Origin of the sequence: Ureibacillus sp. GCM10028918 (assembly GCF_042666115.1) — a bacterium.
Taxonomy (GTDB): domain Bacteria; phylum Bacillota; class Bacilli; order Bacillales_A; family Planococcaceae; genus Ureibacillus.
Genome location: NZ_JBHTFK010000002.1, coordinates 364,373 through 384,994 on the forward strand (window position 1 = coordinate 364,373; position 20,622 = coordinate 384,994).

General features: G+C 34.8%; 21 protein-coding genes. 16 read left to right on the top strand and 5 right to left on the bottom strand.

What is annotated here, in order from left to right; translation table 11 throughout:
* Nucleotides 1-40 precede the first annotated feature (40 nt).
* Nucleotides 41-691 carry an alpha/beta hydrolase gene (locus ACFQU5_RS01735; protein ID WP_390284087.1) on the top strand — a complete coding sequence of 217 codons (651 nt, stop codon included), beginning with the start codon at nt 41-43 and terminating at the stop codon, nt 689-691.
* 254 nt (nt 692-945) lie between these two features.
* Here ACFQU5_RS01735 and ACFQU5_RS01740 read toward each other — a convergent pair whose 3' ends face one another.
* Nucleotides 946-3,111: an EAL domain-containing protein gene (locus ACFQU5_RS01740; protein WP_390284089.1), complete on the bottom strand. Its 2,166-nt coding sequence runs from the start codon at nt 3,109-3,111 to the stop codon at nt 946-948.
* Nucleotides 3,112-3,465: 354 nt separating this feature from the next.
* On the opposite strand from ACFQU5_RS01740, the gene ACFQU5_RS01745 reads away from it, so the two are divergent.
* On the top strand, nt 3,466-3,594 hold the full coding sequence (locus ACFQU5_RS01745) for a hypothetical protein (protein ID WP_390284091.1): 129 nt from the start codon (nt 3,466-3,468) through the stop codon (nt 3,592-3,594).
* A gap of 38 nt (nt 3,595-3,632) precedes the next feature.
* Here ACFQU5_RS01745 and ACFQU5_RS01750 read toward each other — a convergent pair whose 3' ends face one another.
* The 4 genes from ACFQU5_RS01750 to ACFQU5_RS01765 all read right to left on the bottom strand — a co-directional run bounded on the left by ACFQU5_RS01750 (nt 3,633) and on the right by ACFQU5_RS01765 (nt 6,346).
* Nucleotides 3,633-4,211 (bottom strand): hypothetical protein, encoded by a 579-nt coding sequence (locus ACFQU5_RS01750; RefSeq protein ID WP_390284093.1) that lies wholly within the window; start codon nt 4,209-4,211, stop codon nt 3,633-3,635.
* Nucleotides 4,212-4,231: 20 nt separating this feature from the next.
* Nucleotides 4,232-5,338: a flavodoxin-dependent (E)-4-hydroxy-3-methylbut-2-enyl-diphosphate synthase gene (gene ispG / locus ACFQU5_RS01755; protein WP_390284095.1), complete on the bottom strand. Its 1,107-nt coding sequence runs from the start codon at nt 5,336-5,338 to the stop codon at nt 4,232-4,234.
* Nucleotides 5,339-5,449: 111 nt separating this feature from the next.
* Entirely contained in the window at nt 5,450-5,785 is a 336-nt protein-coding gene (locus tag ACFQU5_RS01760; RefSeq protein WP_390284097.1) for a hypothetical protein, read from the bottom strand.
* Between the two features lie 51 nt (nt 5,786-5,836).
* Nucleotides 5,837-6,346, bottom strand: a complete 510-nt coding sequence (locus tag ACFQU5_RS01765; RefSeq protein WP_390284099.1) for a DUF1189 family protein — start codon at nt 6,344-6,346, stop codon at nt 5,837-5,839.
* A gap of 156 nt (nt 6,347-6,502) precedes the next feature.
* On the opposite strand from ACFQU5_RS01765, the gene ACFQU5_RS01770 reads away from it, so the two are divergent.
* The 14 genes from ACFQU5_RS01770 to ACFQU5_RS01835 all read left to right on the top strand — a co-directional run bounded on the left by ACFQU5_RS01770 (nt 6,503) and on the right by ACFQU5_RS01835 (nt 20,510).
* A complete protein-coding gene (locus ACFQU5_RS01770; protein WP_390284101.1) occupies nt 6,503-6,982 on the top strand; it encodes a DUF456 domain-containing protein in 480 nt (159 codons plus the stop codon).
* Nucleotides 6,983-7,135: 153 nt separating this feature from the next.
* Nucleotides 7,136-7,741: a superoxide dismutase gene (locus ACFQU5_RS01775; RefSeq protein ID WP_390284103.1), complete on the top strand. Its 606-nt coding sequence runs from the start codon at nt 7,136-7,138 to the stop codon at nt 7,739-7,741.
* A 269-nt stretch (nt 7,742-8,010) separates the two neighbouring features.
* Entirely contained in the window at nt 8,011-8,562 is a 552-nt protein-coding gene (locus ACFQU5_RS01780) for a hypothetical protein (RefSeq protein ID WP_390284105.1), read from the top strand.
* Nucleotides 8,563-8,883: 321 nt separating this feature from the next.
* A complete protein-coding gene (locus ACFQU5_RS01785) occupies nt 8,884-9,057 on the top strand; it encodes a hypothetical protein (protein ID WP_390284716.1) in 174 nt (57 codons plus the stop codon).
* Nucleotides 9,058-9,218: 161 nt separating this feature from the next.
* Nucleotides 9,219-10,100, top strand: coding sequence for a patatin-like phospholipase family protein (locus tag ACFQU5_RS01790; protein WP_390284107.1), 882 nt, complete (start codon nt 9,219-9,221; stop codon nt 10,098-10,100).
* A 70-nt stretch (nt 10,101-10,170) separates the two neighbouring features.
* Nucleotides 10,171-10,590: a pyridoxamine 5'-phosphate oxidase family protein gene (locus tag ACFQU5_RS01795; protein ID WP_390284109.1), complete on the top strand. Its 420-nt coding sequence runs from the start codon at nt 10,171-10,173 to the stop codon at nt 10,588-10,590.
* A 277-nt stretch (nt 10,591-10,867) separates the two neighbouring features.
* The gene (locus ACFQU5_RS01800) at nt 10,868-12,205 is read left to right on the top strand and encodes a M48 family metallopeptidase (RefSeq protein ID WP_390284111.1); all 1,338 of its coding nucleotides are present in this window, start codon (nt 10,868-10,870) and stop codon (nt 12,203-12,205) included.
* Between the two features lie 292 nt (nt 12,206-12,497).
* Complete coding sequence (locus tag ACFQU5_RS01805; protein ID WP_390284113.1) at nt 12,498-13,595, top strand: 5-methyltetrahydropteroyltriglutamate--homocysteine S-methyltransferase; 1,098 nt, start codon at nt 12,498-12,500, stop codon at nt 13,593-13,595.
* Between the two features lie 154 nt (nt 13,596-13,749).
* The gene (locus ACFQU5_RS01810) at nt 13,750-14,793 is read left to right on the top strand and encodes a beta-carotene 15,15'-monooxygenase (protein WP_390284115.1); all 1,044 of its coding nucleotides are present in this window, start codon (nt 13,750-13,752) and stop codon (nt 14,791-14,793) included.
* A gap of 714 nt (nt 14,794-15,507) precedes the next feature.
* A complete protein-coding gene (locus tag ACFQU5_RS01815) occupies nt 15,508-16,449 on the top strand; it encodes a sensor histidine kinase (protein ID WP_390284117.1) in 942 nt (313 codons plus the stop codon).
* A complete protein-coding gene (locus ACFQU5_RS01820; RefSeq protein WP_390284119.1) occupies nt 16,424-17,068 on the top strand; it encodes a response regulator transcription factor in 645 nt (214 codons plus the stop codon). The genes ACFQU5_RS01815 and ACFQU5_RS01820 overlap by 26 nt, the downstream gene beginning before the upstream one ends.
* 140 nt (nt 17,069-17,208) lie before the next feature.
* Nucleotides 17,209-18,141 (top strand): ABC transporter ATP-binding protein, encoded by a 933-nt coding sequence (locus ACFQU5_RS01825; protein WP_390284121.1) that lies wholly within the window; start codon nt 17,209-17,211, stop codon nt 18,139-18,141.
* 12 nt (nt 18,142-18,153) lie between these two features.
* Nucleotides 18,154-19,410, top strand: coding sequence for an ABC transporter permease (locus ACFQU5_RS01830; protein ID WP_390284123.1), 1,257 nt, complete (start codon nt 18,154-18,156; stop codon nt 19,408-19,410).
* Nucleotides 19,407-20,510: an ABC transporter permease gene (locus ACFQU5_RS01835; RefSeq protein WP_390284125.1), complete on the top strand. Its 1,104-nt coding sequence runs from the start codon at nt 19,407-19,409 to the stop codon at nt 20,508-20,510. The genes ACFQU5_RS01830 and ACFQU5_RS01835 overlap by 4 nt, the downstream gene beginning before the upstream one ends.
* Nucleotides 20,511-20,622 lie beyond the last annotated feature (112 nt).

The window sequence follows — 20,622 nt, forward strand, 5'->3', positions numbered from 1 at the left end:
AAGATATTCAAAGCTCTAAAATGAGAGAGGAATTAAAAACATGAAATCACCCTATACGTTTAAGCATATCCCAACATCAAAAACGAATGATGAACTACATCCGGCTATATTTTTATTTCATGGCTTAGGAAGTAATGAAGAGGATTTGCTGCAATTAGTTGAAGAATTTAAAGGTCATTGTCATATCTTTAGTTTAAGAGGACCTATCACGCATTCTCCTGGCTTTGCTTTTTACACATTTGAGGAAGAAGGCAAACCTACAAGAGAAGTATTTGATAAAATGATTACTTTTAGCCAAAGTTTCATACTAGAAGCAATCGAGCAATTCCATTTAGATAGCAACAAAATCTTTTTAATTGGATTTAATCAGGGTGCTGCAGTTGTCGAAACACTTACCTTAACTTTAGGTAATCTGATTAATGGTACAGTTGCTTTGAGTGGGTATTTGCCAGACTTCGTTATGAACGAGTATAAAAAGGCCCCGTTAGATAAAACGAAAATTTTTATATCCCATGGCGAATATGATTATGACTTTCCAATCCAATGGGGAGAAAATAGTAAAGATTACTTTGAAGAGCTTGGTGTACAAGTTACCTTTAAAACATACCCAGATGGCCACGGTGTGACACCTGAGAATTTAAAGGATATGGTTGAGTTTATTGCTCAAAATCTAGGAGATACATTAAATTAACGATAAAGAGCTGAGACATAAGTAAAAGTTTCATGAAAACTAGCGAAAATCTGTAAAACCTTTATAAGTGGATTGTTGTGAAGATTCGAGTGTAGCTGTCGGCGTTGCGATTCCCTATAGAGCAAAGCTTCCTGCTCAGAATAAACACCTAATTACTGCCGAAAAAAGAGTAGCCGAAACGAAAATCTATCTATCGCTTTTCCTAAAAAAACCATCTTCCTCTTTAGGAAAATGGTTTTTTTTCGAATTATTTCTTAAATTGAATCAAGTAGGTTTTCAGCTTCCTCAAGGGGCATTGGTTTGTGGAAGTAATATCCTTGCCCTGATTTACATCCAATTTTCTGTAATATTGAATATTGCTCAGAAGTTTCAATACCTTCTGCTACAACATCCATTCTTAATTTTTCGGCAAGCTGGACAATAGTTTGTACGACTGCATGCATGTCGTGATTATTGATGTTATTAATAAAACTGCGATCGATTTTAATTTCAGAGAAGGGTAATTGTTGTAAGTAGCTAAGACTTGAAAAACCAACACCAAAATCATCAATAGAGCTTTCATAACCTAATTTTTTTAATTCCAACAGGATTTCTTTTGCCTTTTTCAAATCAAATAACTCAACACTTTCCGTTACTTCAATTTTAATATAATCTGGCGTTATCTTATATTCTTCAACTAACGTAAGGAAGTCATTCACAAACGATTCACTATAAAAGTGAACAGGTGAAATATTGACGGCAATAGGTATCATTTTCAAGCCCTTTGAAAGACGCAGGTTTTGAAATCTCAGTACTTTCCTTAAAATTAATATGTCAACTTCATTTATTTTTCCACTTTTTTCAGCTATGGGTATGAATTCTGCAGGGGAGACATGGCCTAAAACGGGCGAATGCCACCTAGCTAGTGCTTCAAACCCTTCAATTTCATCCGTCTTTAAATTAATCTTTGGTTGTAAGTGAACAGTAAACTCTTCATTCTTAAGCCCAAATTGTAATTGATTTAAAATATTGAGCTCTCTTTGAATCCGTTCGTCTGTTCCCATTTCAAAATACGATACAACAGTATTTTGAAGACGTGAGTTTGTTAAAGCTGTATCAGCTCGACGAATACTTTCATCTATAGTTAAATGTTCATTAAAATAAGACACACCAATTCTTAAAGTGATGAATATCTCTCTATCGGCAATTGTAAATGGGGTAGATGTGATTTGTAATATCTGTTTTATAAAATAATTTAAATTATCTACATCCGTTTGTTTAACCCCTAGAATAAATGAAGTAGTTGAAAATCTCCCGTAAATAATCTTTTCATTTAACTCATTCATTGATAAAAAGCGATTAACGATTTGTCCGATTAATTCATCTCCAAATTTTCTTCCATATAAATCTACAATACTTGAATACTCATTTGGTTGGATGAGTAGAAGAGAGCCATTAATCTTCTCATCAACCCACAAGACCAGGCTTGTGTAAAAGTTATTATAATTAGGTATACCGGTGGTTACATCAAAAAATGCTAACTTTTTGAGCTCTTGTTTCTGTTTTACATATTTCATTGAGAGTGCAACTATGGGAGATAGTTTTTTTAAGAACTCAATATCTGCCTGTCTTAGCTGCATTTCTCCTTTTATGTATATTGAAAAATAGCCGAGCAGAGCTTTTTCATTTGTAAAAATTGGCTTCGACCAACAAGAAGTTAGATTATATTTTTTTATCAGCTTGTTTGAATTGTTACTTTTAATGGATAAATCATTAATATAGACAACACTCTCATTATAACCTGTTGTTGATCCACCAATTTCAAGATGATTCAGGTCTTTAATCAATGAAAGCGGGAGGGAACCACTAGCAATTGCAACTAAATTACGTTCTTGATTCACAACATGGATAGCACAGAAAATATCACGAATATAATACTTTTCAACTTTCTCGGTTATTAATTGTAAAATATTCTTCAATTCGCCATTCTCTTCTAACTCTATATATACCTCGTGTTCCAATTTCGATAGCATCTTACTTAACATCTGCTCTGTTATATCCTTGCAATGAATCAATGCGTAAGAGCTAATACCTTCATAATCCTTTATTGGTTGACAGGTAATATGATTCCAGAAGGCAGTTCCATCTTTTTGATATTGTAAAATATTTTTTTCAAAGGGACTCTTCCCTGCGATATTATAAATGAGTTCCCCATAATGCTCCATACTTGTATTAATTCCAGTTAATAAGTCAAAATTTTTTCCGATTAACTCATTTTGCAAATATCCAGTTAGTGTTGTAAATGCTTCATTAACATAGACAAAAGGGAAATCGCTTTTTTCTAGGTTGATGATGGCCATACCAATATGAAATTGCTCACTAATATTACAAAGAAATGGAAATAATTCATCCTTTGTGAGGGGCATTTTCGTATTATACATGCTTGTTCCCCCGATACATTAAGTTGTTTAGAAAAAGTATAACAAATTACTGAAGAATATAGCAGTATTATTTTATAATAGTTTGAAAATTTGAATTTATTCTACATTTAGATACATATATTTTATATTTGGAGTCAAAAGCGTGGGTTTAGAAAAGTAATCTACTTATCTATTGCACTTTTATCTTATCTTATCTCTAGAGAACAGATTTTCTCTATTGCGACTAAAGTCGTGAATTTATGTAAATCTTCTGATTCCTCATAAGTCCACTAGCAATTACGTAAAATGGTTTTAGTACAAGCATCGAAAACTAGTTTTATACGAAACTTATAAAAATGGCGAAGGGAAGTATGGATGAAGATTGATGATGCTCTTTTAGAGAAATTAGGGGTTTATTTTGTGTATCATGATATTTATAAGCGATATGGAATTCCCTTTGAAACATTTGTAGAAAGATGGAAGAAAGGAATTTTGGAAATTTAAAAAACAGGCAACAGTAAATTTACTTGTCGCCTGTTTTGCTAGAAGTGTTTTAATACCCAATGATTTGCTTCAACCCAGTTATTGATTCTTACGACATTTGTTGGAACCGGTTGGCGATTATAAGGCGTATCAAACAATAAGACTGGAATATCCAGTTCTTCTGCCAACATCACTGCGTTATCGTGTTTGTCCTCAAAAAAGACGTCTACAGCGTGCTTTTTTGCCACAGTTAGTTTATTGTGGCTTCCGATTAAGTCGATATGATGGAAGGGGACTTTATGATCCTCAAACCATTTTTGCGTAATATCGAATACACTTATATCACGAGCAGAAATATAAAATAGTTCATATAGATGCTGCCATTTTTCTAAAATGGCCTGTGCATCCTGGGAAATAGTGCTTACTGAATACATATAAGCTTCGTTTTCCTTAAACCATTTTGCAAATTCATTGCGGTCCACCGGATGGGGAAATGCACTTAGAAAATCATACTCAATGACATCGTTTAATACGATGTTTGTCTTGTAACGTTCGTTAATGTGTGGAATGAGCGTGTCAGGTGTAGTCACGGTTCCATCAATATCAATTCCAAAACGTGGTTTTTGCCTGGACGTCATAAAAAAACTCCTAGCCTCCATTAGACTTGTGCTTCATTCTTTTCTCGCTCTTCCACCATTTCAGCTGCTAATTTATCAATTTCTTTTTTCAGTTCTTCCACCATTGTGGCTTCAGGTACTTTACGAACTGTTTTACCTTTCATAAATAGCAATCCTTCTCCACGTGCACCAGCAATACCGATATCAGCCTCGCGTGCTTCTCCAGGACCATTTACTGCACAACCAAGTACGGCTACTTTTAAAGGAACATTCAACTTTGAAATGTATTCCTCTACTTCATTTGCAATTGAAATAAGATCGATTTCAATTCGACCACAAGTAGGGCAAGAGATTAGAGTAGCCATATTGGAAGCAAGGCCAAAGGATTTCAATAATTCGCGTGCTACCTTAATTTCTTCAACTGGATCAGCCGATAACGAAATACGTAATGTATTACCGATACCTTTCGACAGAATCGCACCAAGGCCGGCAGCTGATTTAACTGTACCAGCAAATAAAGTACCTGATTCTGTAATCCCTAAGTGCAATGGGTAGTCAAAAGCCTTCGCTGCTTTTTCATAGGCTTCAATTGCAAGGTTTACATCCGAAGCTTTCATCGAAACGATAATATCGTGAAAATCTAAGTCTTCCAAAATTTTGATATGATGCAATGCGGATTCAACCATACCATCTGCAGTTGGGTAACCGTACTTCTCTAGGATATGTCGCTCTAATGAACCAGCGTTAACTCCGATACGGATAGGAATCCCTTTTGCTTTTGCTGCATTTACAACAGCTTCAACTTTCTCGCGACGACCAATGTTTCCTGGGTTGATGCGTACTTTATCAATTCCATTTTCGATTGCCTTTAAAGCTAACTTATAATCAAAATGAATATCCGCTACCAACGGAATATTTATACGTTTTTTTATATCAGCAATTGCATCTGCAGCACGCTCGTCTGGGACTGCTACACGAACGATTTGACAACCCGCTTCTTCTAACCTAAGAATTTCTGCAACTGTCGCTTCTACATCATGTGTTTTTGTTGTACACATACTTTGGATGAATAGTTCATTACTACCACCAATCGTTAAATTTCCTACACGTACAGGACGTGTTTTTGAACGGTGAATAAGTTCACTCATGAAGATTCTCTCCTTTTTGGGGTACGTATCTTAACTTTTCGCGTACCACACTTCTATTATTTTATCAGTGTAGTGAAAGATGGACAAGGAAGAAACGTCACTTTTTAATTATCAGCAATTATTTTCTAGTTTATCATAGATTGGTATTTTAATAAGTTCCCCAGTTATCATTGCTTGTTTTTGTAAATGTGGATTCAATTTATAGAACTGTGCCATCCTTTCAGGATATGATAAATCGACTTCTGATGGGTAAGCTGCGAGCAAACTTTGTACAGTATCACCAGCAGTTGTCATTACAGAAAGGGTTTTAATGGCAATTTGTTGCTCGCACGCTTCAGTTAACGGTTCTTTGTCAAATGCTGCCAATGGAACAGTACCGTCAGTTAAATCTATTTTAATCACAGCTGCTATAAGGAAAAACACAACCGTAAAGATAAGAAATCTCATAAAAATCCCTCCTTTCTCTCACTATATGAAGAGAAGGAGGAATCATGACTATTATTTTTTCGGTATTTTAGGATACTTTGTTGAAGCCAGAATTAATAGAATCATTGTAATAATTATCCCTAGCACAGAAGAAACTATGCTAGAAATATTTAATATTGAAAATAGTACAGTTATGAGTGTAGACCAAGTTATCGCCAGTGCGGCTGTACGCCACATATGACGATATTCTCCACGTCGATGCATTATTTTTAAAAGGATTACACCAACAAATGCATAAATACTGACTCTTATAAAAACAAGAATTGTCGTAGTTAGTGTCAACAATGCAAATGCGAAAGGATATAGTAGCCATTGTATATCTTTCACATATTCTGTTAAGCCTGTAAAATTGTATGAAGTCTCTGTTACTCCAGTTAAAAATTGAAAGAATGAATAGATTGTTTCAACAGCAATTAGTATAAAAACATATTGAATGGTTTTTCCGATAGTTAATAATCTATAAGCTGCTAATTTTTTCGGATGAACGAGACTATCCATAATGAGTTGCGAGTGTTTTACCATATTTTCTCCTCCATATGTGAGTTTAACATGAATAGAAATGGTCTATAAAGATAGAAGCGATAAATTTAATAGAATCAAAATTATTATTTCTCACATTTGAAACTTTTCAAGAGTTCTATCGTATATCTTTAGTAATTTGGAATAGGAGTTGTTTTTTTGGATATAATTGCATGGGTACTAATTATTGCTAGCTTTGCCGTCGCTTTTGTAGGTCTGGTTTATCCGATTATTCCATCCGTACTTTTTATTGTACTGGGGTTTATCGTTTATGGGTTGTTTAATTCATTCGCGGAGCTAGGTTGGTTATTTTGGACAATTGAAATCTTGTTTATAGTCCTTTTGTTTGTTGCAGATTCTCTTGCCAATTTGGTTGGTGTAAAGAAATTTGGAGGTACCAAAGCGGGAATGTGGGGAAGTACAATTGGCTTACTTATTGGACCATTCATTATACCGGTTGCGGGAATTTTAATTGGACCGTTTGTTGGTGCGGTTATAGGGGAACTATTAGTCACTAAAACAGAATATAAACAAGCATTAAAAGCTGGTATAGGGTCATTGGTAGGCTTCTTAACATCCATTGTAACAAAGGGTATAATTCAAGTAATTATGATCATTATTTTTATCATTGCTATTTAAGGAACTAAAAGTTTAAAGGTAAATACAACCAGGCTTTCCGTCAAAAGGCTGAATTGTAAATCTTAAGTGTTTATTGATTGAATCAGGACAATAATTTTGATACCCTAGAAAAGGAATAGAGATTACTTTTTAATTTGAGGGAGGAAATACAAAATGGCTTATGAATTACCACAATTAACTTATGCTTATGATGCATTAGAACCAAACATTGATGCGAAAACTATGGAAATCCACCATTCTAAACATCACAACACGTATGTAACAAACTTAAACGCGGCAGTTGAAGGAACAGAATTTGCAGGTAAAGATCTATTAGACCTTATCTCAAACATCGATGCTCTTCCAGCTGACAAACAAACAGCTGTACGTAATAATGGTGGTGGACATGCTAACCATGCGTTATTCTGGGAAATCTTGGCTCCAGGTGGGGCAACAGCTCCAACTGGTGAATTAGCTTCTGCAATTGACGCTAAATTCGGTAGCTTTGATGCCTTCAAAGAAGAATTCGCTAAAGCTGCAACTGGCCGTTTCGGTTCAGGTTGGGCTTGGTTAGTAGTAGATGGTGGCGAAATCGCAATCACTTCAACTCCAAACCAAGACTCTCCAGTAATGGAAGGTAAAACGCCAGTACTAGGCTTAGACGTTTGGGAGCATGCTTACTACTTAAACTACCAAAACCGTCGTCCAGACTACATTACTGCATTCTGGAATGTAGTAAACTGGGATGTTGTTGAATCTAAATATCAAGCTGCTAAATAAGCTTAGAATTAGATTTGATCAAATAAAAATAAAGGCGTTGTCTTACAAAATATTGTGAGACAACGTTTTTTTTGTTTCCAGGGAAAGTTAAAAAACTAGCAGTAATGGAAACCTAATAAAATTTTAAGCAGATTCTAAATTCATTAGACACAATCAGTAAATAGAATAAATATTTGGATGCAGGAATACATTAAACATGACAATATTTTTAAATGAATCTTTTTAATACAAGTTGATTGTGCAATTTGCATAATGAATGGAGTGGATTATTGGTTGCAGTAGTGAGTTTGATTAGCATCATATTACTTACTTTTGTTCTTGGCTCGGTGTTCAGGAAACAGTCTAGAGATAGCCATCTTACGAGTTGCTTAGCAATGACTGTTACGATGACGAAAAGTACACTAGTTGGAATACTTGTTGGTATCTGGATTTCTGATATGGTATTTGCTACGGTTATTGCTATTCTCACTAGCTTTTTATTGGTTAGTATCATGACCTATCAATTGTCGATTAAGGTTGTGCTAGAGAGTGTTGGTGCACTTTTTATGGGAGCAATGATGGGGGCAATGCTTAGTATCATGACTTCAAGCAATCAGCTTCTCAGCATCGTTTTTTTTACAATTATATATTTAGTCAGTTGTATATTGGCAGCGGGGCTTTGGAATAGACAAACCTATCAAAATTTCCTGAAAGGCATTCCATCAAAAGTGAAGTATAGTTTTGCTTTCGCTATTTTATTTTTAGCAGTGACGACTTATATCGATTTAATGACATTAACTACTGATGAAGTTGAAAGAGAACAGCATCAACACCATCATTAATCTTGTTATAGGTTGGGACAGAAGTAGAGAAAACTCTTTGAACGATGGATGAATCCATATTAAAAACTAATACTTTATGAATCGATTGAATTGGAGTGGCGACTCCTTGAAAACAATGCGAGGGAGAGATTAAAAGCTCGAGACGTGCCCATGGATGAGCGTCCATTGTAACGGAAATCAATTTTAGCTACATCCAAAAACACCAATCTCCTGCTCGAGGAAATTGGTGTTTTTGCATTTTGGCCAACCCTCTTTTTTAAGTTTATCTAAAGCATAATTACCGACAAAAAGGTTCAAATTATCCTTATGGAGGTGAAGATGTTGAGTAAAGATAAAAAGAACTCTTTAGATCGAGAAGAATATGGACATGGCTACGATTTGAGTCCGGATGATTTTGATGTCATTGGTCAAAACAATGAGGCAAAAAAGCAAAATCAAAATGAAAATAAGGATAAACGCGATAATAAACATAATCCATCCAGATTAAACCAATAATAAATAGAAGTATTTGGTTTCAAAACAAATCAGTTTGAAACCAAATACTTTTTATTTCTTACAAAAATTATTATTCTATTTTGTATGTTTTTTTCGACATAAGTTCTAAAATCTCCCCATTTTTCTTAAAGTGTAACGAGAACAAATAAAGGGGAGTGTACATGCTTATTGATGGAGTGTTCTCGGGTGGTGGAATAAAGGGATTTGCTTACATTGGGGCAATGCAAGTTTTGGAAGAAAATAATTATTGTTTTAAACGTGTGGCCGGAACGAGTGCTGGTGCCATTATGGCAACTTTTATAGCTGCAGGATATACTGCAAATGCAATTGAAAAAATGCTAGATGAACTCCAATTAAAATCACTCCTGGATCCTCCAAAACCTGTTGGTAATCTTCCCTTCCTGAAGTGGCTGAATTTATATTTTCGGATGGGACTATATAAAGGTAAAGCATTAGAAAAATGGTTTTATAAAAAATTGGCTGTTAAGGGAATTTTAACATTTAATGATTTGCCTAGAGGTTCACTAAAACTAGTCGCATCGGATCTGACAAATGGCAGAATGATTGTCATACCTGACGATTTAGCCTCCTATGGTATCGATTGGCGCAAGTTTTCAGTGGCCAAAGCACTGCGTATGAGCTGCGGTATCCCATTTTTTTTTGAACCTATTAAGTTAAGAGACGGTAAAGGGGAATGCCTTTTTGTGGATGGAGGCATTCTTAGTAATTTTCCATTGTGGATTTTTGATAATGGAAACAAACAACGTCCTATTATTGGGTTAAAACTCAGTAATCCCCGAGAGGATATGCCTCCACAGAAAATTAATAATGGGTTAGATTTATTTGAAGCACTTTTTTCAACAATGAAGAATGCCCATGATGAACGTTATATATCAAGGAAGCATGAAAAAAATATTGTATTCATCCCTGTAGAGAATTATAGTGCAACACAATTTGATTTAGATCAGGAAGCAAAAAATACATTAATAGATATTGGCAGAAAGCGTACTTCAAAATTTTTAGAAACTTGGAGACCTCTATAAATTGAATTGGATAAATACACGGTTATCTTTCCATACTATTTCTGATATGTAAAAGGGAGCGAAGAAAAAAATGTCCAAAACACCAGAAAAGATTGCAGTACAAATATTGGAAGATAATATGGTCGGAACAATGGCAACGGTAGAAGGGGATAAACCTCATTCTCGTTATATGACATTCTTCAATGACAATTTTACTTTATATACAGTAACTAGTGACAACACACACAAAGTAGAAGAATTATCTAAAAATCCAGATACTCATATTCTCATTGGGTACGATGGAAAAGGACTTGGAGATGAGTATTTAGAAATTGAAGGGAAAGTTGAAATATCTTCAGATGATTCAATGCGAGAAAAAGTATGGAATAACGTCTTGAAAGATTGGTTTACTGGGCCCGATGATCCAAAGATGGTTATTCTGAAAGTTACTCCAACTCAAATAAAACTGATGAATACTAAAGGGGAAGGTCCAGTAAATATTAATTTTTAACCGATCCCAAAATGTATAAGTCGTTATTTAACTATGGTTGAGTATTTAAAAGCTATAGTTGTATGCACCTAATAATGGATAGTTGGAGAAGTGCAAATTCAATTTTGTTTATGAAGAGGCGGTTGTCTGTAAATAGACAATCGTCTCATCTTTTATTATTCAACAAAATTATTATTTTGAAAAAAGTGATTCGTTAAATAAAAAGATTCAAAAAAATGGTTCTATCTTGTCCATTTTTTCTTACACTGAAGTAAGAAGAAGAATTGAGGTGGAAAGTTTGTCGAAGAAATGGAGCATAGCTGCGCTGGTTTTGTACGTAGTCTACGCTGTTGGTATGTATTTTTACATATTTCATGGGGCATCAGGAGGAGTACCAGCTACATTAAAGGGTACAGTGGCTGACCCGCAAACCTTTATGACAGAACGTGAGCTTTATTTAAGTGATGATTATTCAAAAATACGGAATTTCCTCTTCTTTGTTATTACCCCCTTTGAATGGCTTGTTTATTTTTTAATTTTATTTACAGGACTTTCACGTGTGTTGGAAAATTGGGCTGATACAAGGTGGAAATTATTAAAAAATGGTGCTTATGTATTCCTATTATACCTTTTTACAACGATTATCTTCTATCCAATCGATATTTATCGCTATACATTAAGTAAAGAGTATGGCATTAGCACTCAGGATTTTTCTTCATGGATGCGGGATTATGTGATCGATTTTTGGATAAATTTCGGAACGACATTACTCGTTGTTTTAGTGTTGTATTGGTTAATTCAAAAGAGTGCGAAAAAATGGTGGCTTTATGCTTGGTTGCTAACAATACCGTTTGCAATTTTTATGATGTACCTCCAACCGGTTGTCATCGATCCTCTTTATAATGAGTTTACACCACTGAAGGATAAGGAGCTTGAAGCGAAAATCCTAAGTCTTGCGGATCGAGCGGACATTCCTTCAGATCATGTATTTGAGGTCGATATGTCTGAAAAAACCAATGCTTTAAATGCATATGTAACAGGAATAGGGGACAACTCGAGAATTGTTTTGTGGGATACAACACTAAATAACTTAACAGATGAAGAAATCCTATTTATTATGGCTCACGAGATGGGACATTACGTTGAGAAACATATTTATATCGGAATTGCCTCCTATTTACTATCAATATTAGTTGGTTTATGGTTAATTTCTAAAATAATGCCCTGGATGGTTTCTAAATTCGGACGAGTATTGAATATCGAGAAGGTTAGTGATATACGTTCACTTCCTTTATTTTTCGTGTTAGTTTCCTTTTTACTGTTTGTTTCAAACCCAATTTCCAACGCTATCTCTAGATATCAGGAAACACGGTCAGATGAGTATGCAATGGAACTAACTGGGGACGCGGAGGCTGCAGTAAGTACATTCCAAAATCTTGCCAAAGCAGGATTAAGTGAAGTAAATCCACCATGGCTTGTTAAAATCTTCCGTTATACACACCCACCAATGTTAGAACGTATAAATACCATCGCAAGATATACGGATAAAAATGAAGTTGAAACAGAAACAGAAACAGAAACAGAAACAGATAAAGAAACAGAAACAGAAACAGATAAAGAAATTGAAACTGAATAATCTAATCTGAAAAATAGCTAGCATTGAACTAATCGGTGTTAGCTATTTTTATTTTTTAATGAAAACGGTGAAGTAATAGACAAGCAGTTTAAAAATGAACTATCACTCTGTAAGAAAGAGATTCTTGTAATAAATGACCAATAAGTATTGTCGGAAAACTTAGTCTTATCTGACGTTTTTATGTTATATTAAAACTTATTAAAAATGTAAAAAGTTTGGGTAGATGTTACTTTACTGTGTGAATAATTTTCTTTCCAAGTATATTGCTTTTTATGAAAAGGAGTAAAAAAAGATGACACAATTAACAACACCATTTCGTTATGATCATGTAGGAAGCTTTTTAAGACCGACTGAGCTAAAGGAAGCACGTTCAAAATTCCAGAATAACGAAATTACATATGAGGAATTGAAAAAAGTAGAAGATCAAGCAATCATTCGTCTAATTGAAAAACAAAAGGATAGTGGAGTTTTAGCGATTACAGATGGAGAGTTCCGTCGCAGCTGGTGGCACTTTGATTTCCTAGGTGGTCTTGATGGGATGGATTATTACGAAAAAGAGCAAGGCTTGAATTTCCATAACCTAGAGACACGAAAAGAAGGAGTACGAGTTGTTGGGAAAATTGGTTTTGGCAACCATCCATTTTTAGATCATTTTAAATTCATCAAAGAACATGCCGGTGATTCAACAGTGAAGTTTACAATACCAAGCCCGAACATGTTACACGCTCGTGCAGATCTTAATGCAGACATCTATACAAATAATCAAGAGTTAATCGAAGATACAATTAAGGCTTATCAAAAAGCAGTCCAAGCCTTTTATGATGCAGGTTGCCGTTATTTACAACTAGATGACACATCTTGGGCTAGCTTATTCTCAGAAGAATCACGTGCAAAATTAGTATCAGAAGGTAGAGACCCACAACAATTCATGGAGACACTTCAATATGTCATTAATGAATCCATCAAGAATAAACCTAGTGACATGACGATTACTATGCATATTTGCCGTGGAAATTATAAATCAACATTCTTTTCTAGTGGTGGATATAATTTTGCTGCCGAAGTTATTTTTGGTGGTTTGAATGTTGATGGACTATTCCTGGAATTTGATGATGAGCGTTCTGGAAGCTTTGAGCCATTACAATATGTAAATCGCCCGGATTTAAAAATTGTGTTAGGGTTAATAACATCAAAATTTGGTGAATTAGAAGACAAAGAAGAAATAAAAGCTCGCATTCATCAAGCAGCTAAATTCGTTCCTTTAGATCAACTTTGCTTAAGCCCGCAATGTGGATTCTCTTCAACAGAAGACGGTAATATTCTAGAAGAAGAAAACCAATGGCAAAAGCTTACTCTAGTTAAGGAAATTGCTGAGGAAGTTTGGGGTTAAATAGTAAATGAAACTTGAGCTTACACTTATGTGTAGGTTCAAGTTTTTTTATTGAAGACTATATAAAATTCGAAATATTGTAATTTGTATGCGCATACAAGATTTTCTATAATGAATATAAAGGGGCTTCAATAAATTGTATTGGAGGAATTACATGGCTGTTTTACAAAAATCCAGGCAAACAATTTGGTTAATGCTACTTTTGTTCGTTCTCGGAAGTAACATGATTTTATATCATACCGATATCGGTGAAAGAGTATTACAAGGAGCAACAAACGGTGTTGTTATTGGGTCATTAATTGATATAGTGATTATTGCACCATTGTTATTTTTATTGTGGAGAAAACAAAAAAGTATCAAAGTATTTGTTCTTCTTACAGCAACAGGACTTATTGCAGCAAGGTTCCTAATACCTATGGAGTATTTAGAGCCGTACGCAGCGATTACATGGGCAGGATTTGCAGTTGAGGCAGGGGTAGTGTTACTAGAATTACTTCTGATCGTGACCTTATTTAGATTTTTACCCAAAATTGTGAAAGCGACGCAAAAAAGTAAACTGCCAATGCTTTTTGGTTTTTCAAATGCCGTCGATCATTATGTAAAAAAACATCCTATTATCCATATCATTTGTTCAGAAATGTTAATGTTCTATTATGCATTTATGAGCTGGAGAAAAAAGCCCAATCAAAATGACCAAACGATAACTTTACACAAAAACTCAAGTTATATTGCATTCCAGATTATGTTGATTCACGCCATTGTAATCGAAACGATAGGTATCCATTGGTGGCTGCATGATAAATCCATCCTCCTATCGCTAGTGTTACTCCTCTTTAATATATATTCTGCAATTTTCTTTTTAGCAGACATCCAGGCAGTCCGATTAAACGCAGTCCATATAGACGAAAGCAAATTTTATATTTCACTGGGGTTAATAAAACGAATGGAAATCAAGTGGGAAGAAATTGATGAGATCATTACAGATAAAGGAATATTAAAGCAAAAACTTACAAACGATACGATCGATTTTATGGCAAAAGACTTTGAAGAAGTAGTCCCGGATGTCATACTCAAATTAAATAAACCAAAAGAAGCAACATTGATTATGGGTATTAAAAAGCCATACCAAAAGATTGCTATCAAGTTTGATAACTACCAACTGTTCTTGGATGAGTTTAGAAAGTATAAAAATATTTGAATGGAAGAGGTGGCCAATAAGCTTCCTCTTTTTTCTCGTTCACAGGGGAATTTTAAAATTTTGCTGAGTGGAATAGTTTCTGAAATCGTAATTTTACATCTAGCGCAAGCAGCCCATCCCCTCGAGACTCGGCCTGCGCTTAACAACGTGAGCAATTTATCTGCATCTAAAATTAAGCGACAGAAGCAATATATCTGCATCGAAAGCGAAGCGGCAGATGCAATTTATCTGCATCGAAAGTGAAGCGGCAGATGCAAGCCCATTCGTCAGGTTTCATAAACAGCTTGGGGCTTACACGATGTAAGTCATGTCGACGTTGCCACACGAGGTGGTGTTTTCGTCGACACAGGGCTAAGCGGTTCGCTTTTCGCTTGTGTTCTGAAACAAAAAAGGTCTCTAAAGAACTTACCTAAGAATATATCATTTACCATATAAAGAACGGAATAATCGATATATAATATAGGGAAGTCTGTAAAAAATTGCTAAGAAGTCGGGTGAATGGTATTGAAAGTATTTCTGTTTCGACTAACTTGTATTGTTGCTATCATTGGGAGTTTGCTATTTCATACATTTTATACAAAAGATGGCTTCACAAGTACGTTATTTCTCATAACAGGGGTCTTTTGTTTATATTTTCTAATTCCTATTATCCATAAACCAATCATTAATTTTTTTCTTATACTACTTTTAATAACAATTAGTAGTTTTACTTCTATGAATCATTCATATTGGTTACCATTAGTTGGTTTTATGATAGTAGAAGGAATCTTTCTATTAAAAGGCAGGCACTTTTATGTGTTCTTCTTTTCTTCGATTGCAGTCTGTATGATTTTCGGTCTTGTAAACAACCTGCCAATTTATGTTTTCCTTTTAATGGCCACCGTTTTTGTTGTTAGTTATTTACTTTATCAGTATATGGAGAATGCACAATCGAAAGGACTTATCTATGATCAATTGTTAACAGAATATAGGCACCTAAAGAGAATGTCTGTTGAGCAAGAGCAGCTTGTAAGAGCGGAAGAACGCACGAAAATTGCAAGGGATATTCATGATTCAGTTGGACATAAATTAACCTCTCTATTAATGCAGCTTGAGGTCATTTCAATACAAAATGAAACCGATAGTATTCAAGAAGCAAAGCAATTAGCTAGAGAAAGTTTAGAAGAGACCAGATATGCAGTTAGACAATTGAAATCTGTTGAAACAACTGGAATTCAATCCGTTATTCAACTAATACGGAAACTAGAAATGGAGAGCCGTTTACATATTCGCTTCACACTTGAAAAAGGTGTGCTATCCTTACCCCTGTCCAATATTCAAAGCATTGTCCTTTATAGAGTGTTGCAGGAAAGTTTAACAAATGCCATGAAATATAGTCATTCTAAGGAAGTAGAAGTTATTGTAGGTGTAAATTCATTACAAAATTTGCAGTTTGAAGTCAAGAACAAAATAATTTCGGAAGACCCAATTATTCAAGGATTTGGTTTAAGCAACATGGAGGGTCGCCTTAAGGAAATTGGAGGGGAACTAAAGATTTTGAGAACGAATGACCAATTTATACTTAAAGGTACTTTTCCGATGAAAGCCTACAAAAATACAGCCATGCATGGTGCAAAAGGAGTGATAGAAAATGACGGTTCGAATATTGCTCGTTGAAGACCAGTCAATTGTCCGTAATGGATTAAAATTGATTCTGGAACAAGATGAAAAATTACGGGTTATAGGAGAAGCAAGTAATGGCATAGAAGCATTAAACCAACTAAAAGATCACCAAGTAGATCTGGTAATGATGGATGTTCGCATGCCGGAAATGAACGGGATTGAGGCTACAAAACGCATTAAATCCCAATATCCAGATTTGAAAGTCATTATTTTAACTACATTCGATGATGAAGAATATGCCTATCAAACTTTAAAAGACGGAGCAAATGGTTTCTTGCTGAAATCCTCTGAACCTGAAAAACTAATTTCTTCAATTCATAGTGTATTGAGTGGGGGATTAGTATTGCAAGAAGATATTGCTGCTAGGCTAATGCCGAAGTTATTACAACAAAGTGTTGGACAAAAGAATGAAGAAATTCAGATTCCGTTAACTGAAAGGGAATTATCCATTGTTAGGTTAGTAGGAGAAGGAAAGACAAATAAAGAGATAGCCGGTAGTTTATTTTTATCTATAGGTACTGTTAAAAACCACATTACCCACATTCTACAAGAACTAGATTTACGTGATCGAACACAATTAGCCATTTATGCAGTGAAAAATGGTTTAGTTTAAGCGGGTTTTATATACCGCTTTTTTTATTTGCCAAGTTGCAATAAATAAAAAATGACTTAGGTCACAGTGTATAGTGACGTCAGCTACTTAGAAAGTTTTTTCCAAATTGTTAAAGTATACATAGAAAGGATGGCGTTTATATGATTGAAGTGGTTGATTTATCTAAAAATTTTAAAAAATTAACAGCTGTGGATGAAGTGAATTTATATATCGAATCGGGGGAAATAGTAGGATTGCTTGGCCCTAATGGTGCGGGGAAATCGACAACGATTGCAATGCTATCCACATTAATATCTCCGACAAAAGGGGATGTATTGCTAAATCAAAAAAGTATCCTCAAAAATCCATCCGAGCTTAGAAACGTTTTAGGCGTCGTTCCACAAGAAATTGCACTTTATCAAGATTTAACTGCGAGAGAAAATCTTCATTTTTTTGGTAGCATTCAAAAAATGCCCAAGCAATTGTTAAATGAACGCATTGAGATTGTTCTTGAGCAAATTGGATTACAGGATGAACCAAAAAAGCTAGTAAAACACTATTCGGGTGGTATGAAAAGGCGTCTAAATATTGGCGTTGCAATGCTTCATGAACCAAAATATTTAATAATGGATGAACCAACTGTTGGAATTGACCCACAATCCAGAAATCATATTTTAAAGACTGTAAAAACTTTAAATGAAAATTCCAATATGGCAATTATTTACACGAGTCATTACATGGAAGAAGTCGAATATCTTTGTAATCGCATTTACATTATGGATAAAGGGAGAATCATAGCATCTGGTACAAAAGAAGAAATAAAAGCGGTACTTTCATCGGAAAATACAGTACATGTCAAACTTGAATACCATTCTAAAGGTTTTTTAAATGATTTATTAACGCAACCAATGTTATCTAATATAAACGCAAAAGATGCTGCGGTTACGTTTACTGTTGCCAAAGGAATGGATTTTTTGCCAATGTTGTTATCGCTGTGTGAAAAAAATAATGTCATTTTAAAAAGTTTCCAGGTAGAAGAAGCCTCCCTTGAAGATGTATTTTTGCATTTGACAGGTCGAGCATTACGAAATTAGTGGGGGGAAATCATGTTTATAGCGCTTCTAAAAAAACAAATTAAGTTATTATTTCGAAGTCCCTCAGAGATTATCACCTTATTCGTAATGCCCATTGTTCTGATTTGTATTCTGAGTTTTGCCTTAGGACCCTTAATGGAAGGAAATTCCGAGATGACAACCATCGAGTTGGCTATTATTGAATATGATGATGAACAAGAGCAATTTCAACATGTTTTGAATTCTTTACCTCCTAATATTCCAATGGATCCACAAGCAATTGAAAATATGGAAAACTCGTTGCCGATTTCGTTGCTTCTAAAAGAGCTTCAATCTAATAAAGAAATAAAAGAGTTAGTTCATGTGACACAGCTAGAAGCGAAAAGCTTGGCGGAGGCAAAAGAAAGCGGAGACTATGATGTTGTTCTGGAAATACCGAAAAACTTTACAATAGAATATCTAAACGCCATTTTCTATGATCAGGAGAAACCCGCTATTGAAGTATATCTGAATGAAGGTGAACAAGTTACTGCAATGATAGTCAAACATATTCTCGATTTCTATCAGCAACAATTTACCCTGCTCTCGGAACTGGGGAAAAATAATCTTCTGTCAGATAAGACTACACTCCCTACTAAGGAAATACATTCTCAGATACATTCTGTGGATTCCTTGGAAGAGGTATCTTCCAGTGTCTATTACACATTTAGTATGACTGTCATGTTTATGCTATATGTTGCGGGTACTCTAGCTAGTCAATCGTTTATAGAAAAAAATACTCATATTTTTGATCGTATCCTGCTTGCTCGAATTCATCCGGTTACCTATTTATTAAGTATTATTGTTTCTTCAATAATATTTTCATTAATACAAGTGTTGATTTTATTCTCTTTCTCGTACTTTGTATTTAATATCAGTTTTGCCAAATGGGAGCTGTTTTTATTGCTTTCTATTGTTTTTTCAAGTGTTATTGGAGCAATTGCAGCACTTTTATCATCTATTAACTTTCGATCTAATTCCGCAGGTGCTTCCAATTTATTTTCAACAACTCTCGTAGCGATTTTGGCATTTTTCGGAGGTAGTTATTTTAATATCAGTAGCTTATCGCCATTCATTGCCAATGCAGGGATGTTTACTCCTAATGGGGCAGCTTTAGATGGCTATTTAACGATTGTTCAAAATGGGAGTTTAAATGATTTATTGCCTAATATCACAATTCTCTCAAGTTTAGCTGCTTTGTTTTTGCTATTAGCTTTCCTTTTCTTTCCGAAAAGAGGTGGTAATGTATGATACACATATTAAAAACTAAATTTTTATTGTTAGTACGCCAACCAGCTAGTTTTATCATTATCACTATAGTTATTTGTGCATTTGCATATGTACTCGGCCTTGGTTCGCAAGGTAAATTCCCCGTAGCCGTTTTTTCGGACCTTATTGATGAGCAAACAGAAATCTACATGAAGGAACTTGAAAAAATACCAGAAATGGAATTTACTTTATACAAAGCAGATAGAGCAGTTTCATTTGTAGAAGATGGGGAATTTGAGGTTGCAGTTCACTTAATGGAGGATGGTTATGAGCTGATTACTTCGCCGGATTTTATGGATGAGGCTCTGATCACCAATGAACTGACGATGATTTACAGCAAACTTACACAAAAAGAAGCAATCATTCGTGCTACTCCTGCCAATCAACAAGATGAGGCAGAACAAATAATTAATGAAGCTGCTGCAGACCCAAGCTTCCATATAAAGTATGCAAGCTTTACAAATGATGAAGATTTTATTTGGGATTCTAAACTCCATAGTTTGTTTGGCTTTAGTTTATTTATGGTAATTTATACTGTGTCAAACGGTGTTTACCCAATCATAATGGATAGAAGAATGCATATATGGGACCGTTTAACGACCTCTGCAATCGGAAAAACAGAAATTTATATTGCTAATATTCTATATAGTTTTTTAATAGGTTATATACAAGTACTACTTGTTCTTTCAATTTTCCACTTTGTTGTAGGTGTTGATTTTTATGGAGGTTTTTATAAAAGTTTACTTTTGGTGATTCCTTATTTGCTATGTATTGTCGCCCTCTCTATATTTATTGCGTCAGTGGTAAGCACTCCAGGTAAATTCAATGCTATAATTATGGTGATTGCTGTGCCATTCGCGATGTTGGGTGGTGCTTACTGGCCGCTTGAAATTGTCACTTCCGAAGTTATTTTAGCTTTATCTAATATTTCGCCGATAACATATGGTTTAGAGTTGCTAAATGGTGTGACGATAAATAATAGCTCGTTTAAAGATCTGCTTCAACCATTAGGAATATTGCTATTCATCTCGGTAGTACTGATGGGGATTGGCATAAACGTAATGGAGAGAAGGGAACAGTAACACTGTTTTAGGTAATTTCACAAAATGAGCAGTTTACCTGGATTGTTTTATAAAAATTTGTCAGCTTACGCATGTAGGTGGGGAAAGGCAAGGATTGCCTTCAGAGCTTAAC

What these genes read in the sequence shown, in the direction of transcription:
- ACFQU5_RS01805 (WP_390284113.1), top strand. Translation starts at nt 12,498, where the DNA reads ATGACACAATTAACAACACCATTTCGTTATGATCATGTAGGAAGCTTT.
- ACFQU5_RS01765 (WP_390284099.1), bottom strand. Translation starts at nt 6,346, where the DNA reads ATGGTAAAACACTCGCAACTCATTATGGATAGTCTCGTTCATCCGAAA.
- ACFQU5_RS01810 (WP_390284115.1), top strand. Translation starts at nt 13,750, where the DNA reads ATGGCTGTTTTACAAAAATCCAGGCAAACAATTTGGTTAATGCTACTT.
- ACFQU5_RS01775 (WP_390284103.1), top strand. Translation starts at nt 7,136, where the DNA reads ATGGCTTATGAATTACCACAATTAACTTATGCTTATGATGCATTAGAA.
- ACFQU5_RS01820 (WP_390284119.1), top strand. Translation starts at nt 16,424, where the DNA reads ATGACGGTTCGAATATTGCTCGTTGAAGACCAGTCAATTGTCCGTAAT.
- ACFQU5_RS01815 (WP_390284117.1), top strand. Translation starts at nt 15,508, where the DNA reads ATGAATCATTCATATTGGTTACCATTAGTTGGTTTTATGATAGTAGAA.
- ACFQU5_RS01795 (WP_390284109.1), top strand. Translation starts at nt 10,171, where the DNA reads ATGTCCAAAACACCAGAAAAGATTGCAGTACAAATATTGGAAGATAAT.
- ACFQU5_RS01750 (WP_390284093.1), bottom strand. Translation starts at nt 4,211, where the DNA reads ATGACGTCCAGGCAAAAACCACGTTTTGGAATTGATATTGATGGAACC.
- ACFQU5_RS01830 (WP_390284123.1), top strand. Translation starts at nt 18,154, where the DNA reads ATGTTTATAGCGCTTCTAAAAAAACAAATTAAGTTATTATTTCGAAGT.
- ACFQU5_RS01760 (WP_390284097.1), bottom strand. Translation starts at nt 5,785, where the DNA reads ATGAGATTTCTTATCTTTACGGTTGTGTTTTTCCTTATAGCAGCTGTG.
- ACFQU5_RS01740 (WP_390284089.1), bottom strand. Translation starts at nt 3,111, where the DNA reads ATGTATAATACGAAAATGCCCCTCACAAAGGATGAATTATTTCCATTT.
- ACFQU5_RS01790 (WP_390284107.1), top strand. Translation starts at nt 9,219, where the DNA reads ATGCTTATTGATGGAGTGTTCTCGGGTGGTGGAATAAAGGGATTTGCT.
- ACFQU5_RS01735 (WP_390284087.1), top strand. Translation starts at nt 41, where the DNA reads ATGAAATCACCCTATACGTTTAAGCATATCCCAACATCAAAAACGAAT.
- ACFQU5_RS01745 (WP_390284091.1), top strand. Translation starts at nt 3,466, where the DNA reads ATGAAGATTGATGATGCTCTTTTAGAGAAATTAGGGGTTTATTTTGTG.
- ispG (WP_390284095.1), bottom strand. Translation starts at nt 5,338, where the DNA reads ATGAGTGAACTTATTCACCGTTCAAAAACACGTCCTGTACGTGTAGGA.
- ACFQU5_RS01825 (WP_390284121.1), top strand. Translation starts at nt 17,209, where the DNA reads ATGATTGAAGTGGTTGATTTATCTAAAAATTTTAAAAAATTAACAGCT.
- ACFQU5_RS01835 (WP_390284125.1), top strand. Translation starts at nt 19,407, where the DNA reads ATGATACACATATTAAAAACTAAATTTTTATTGTTAGTACGCCAACCA.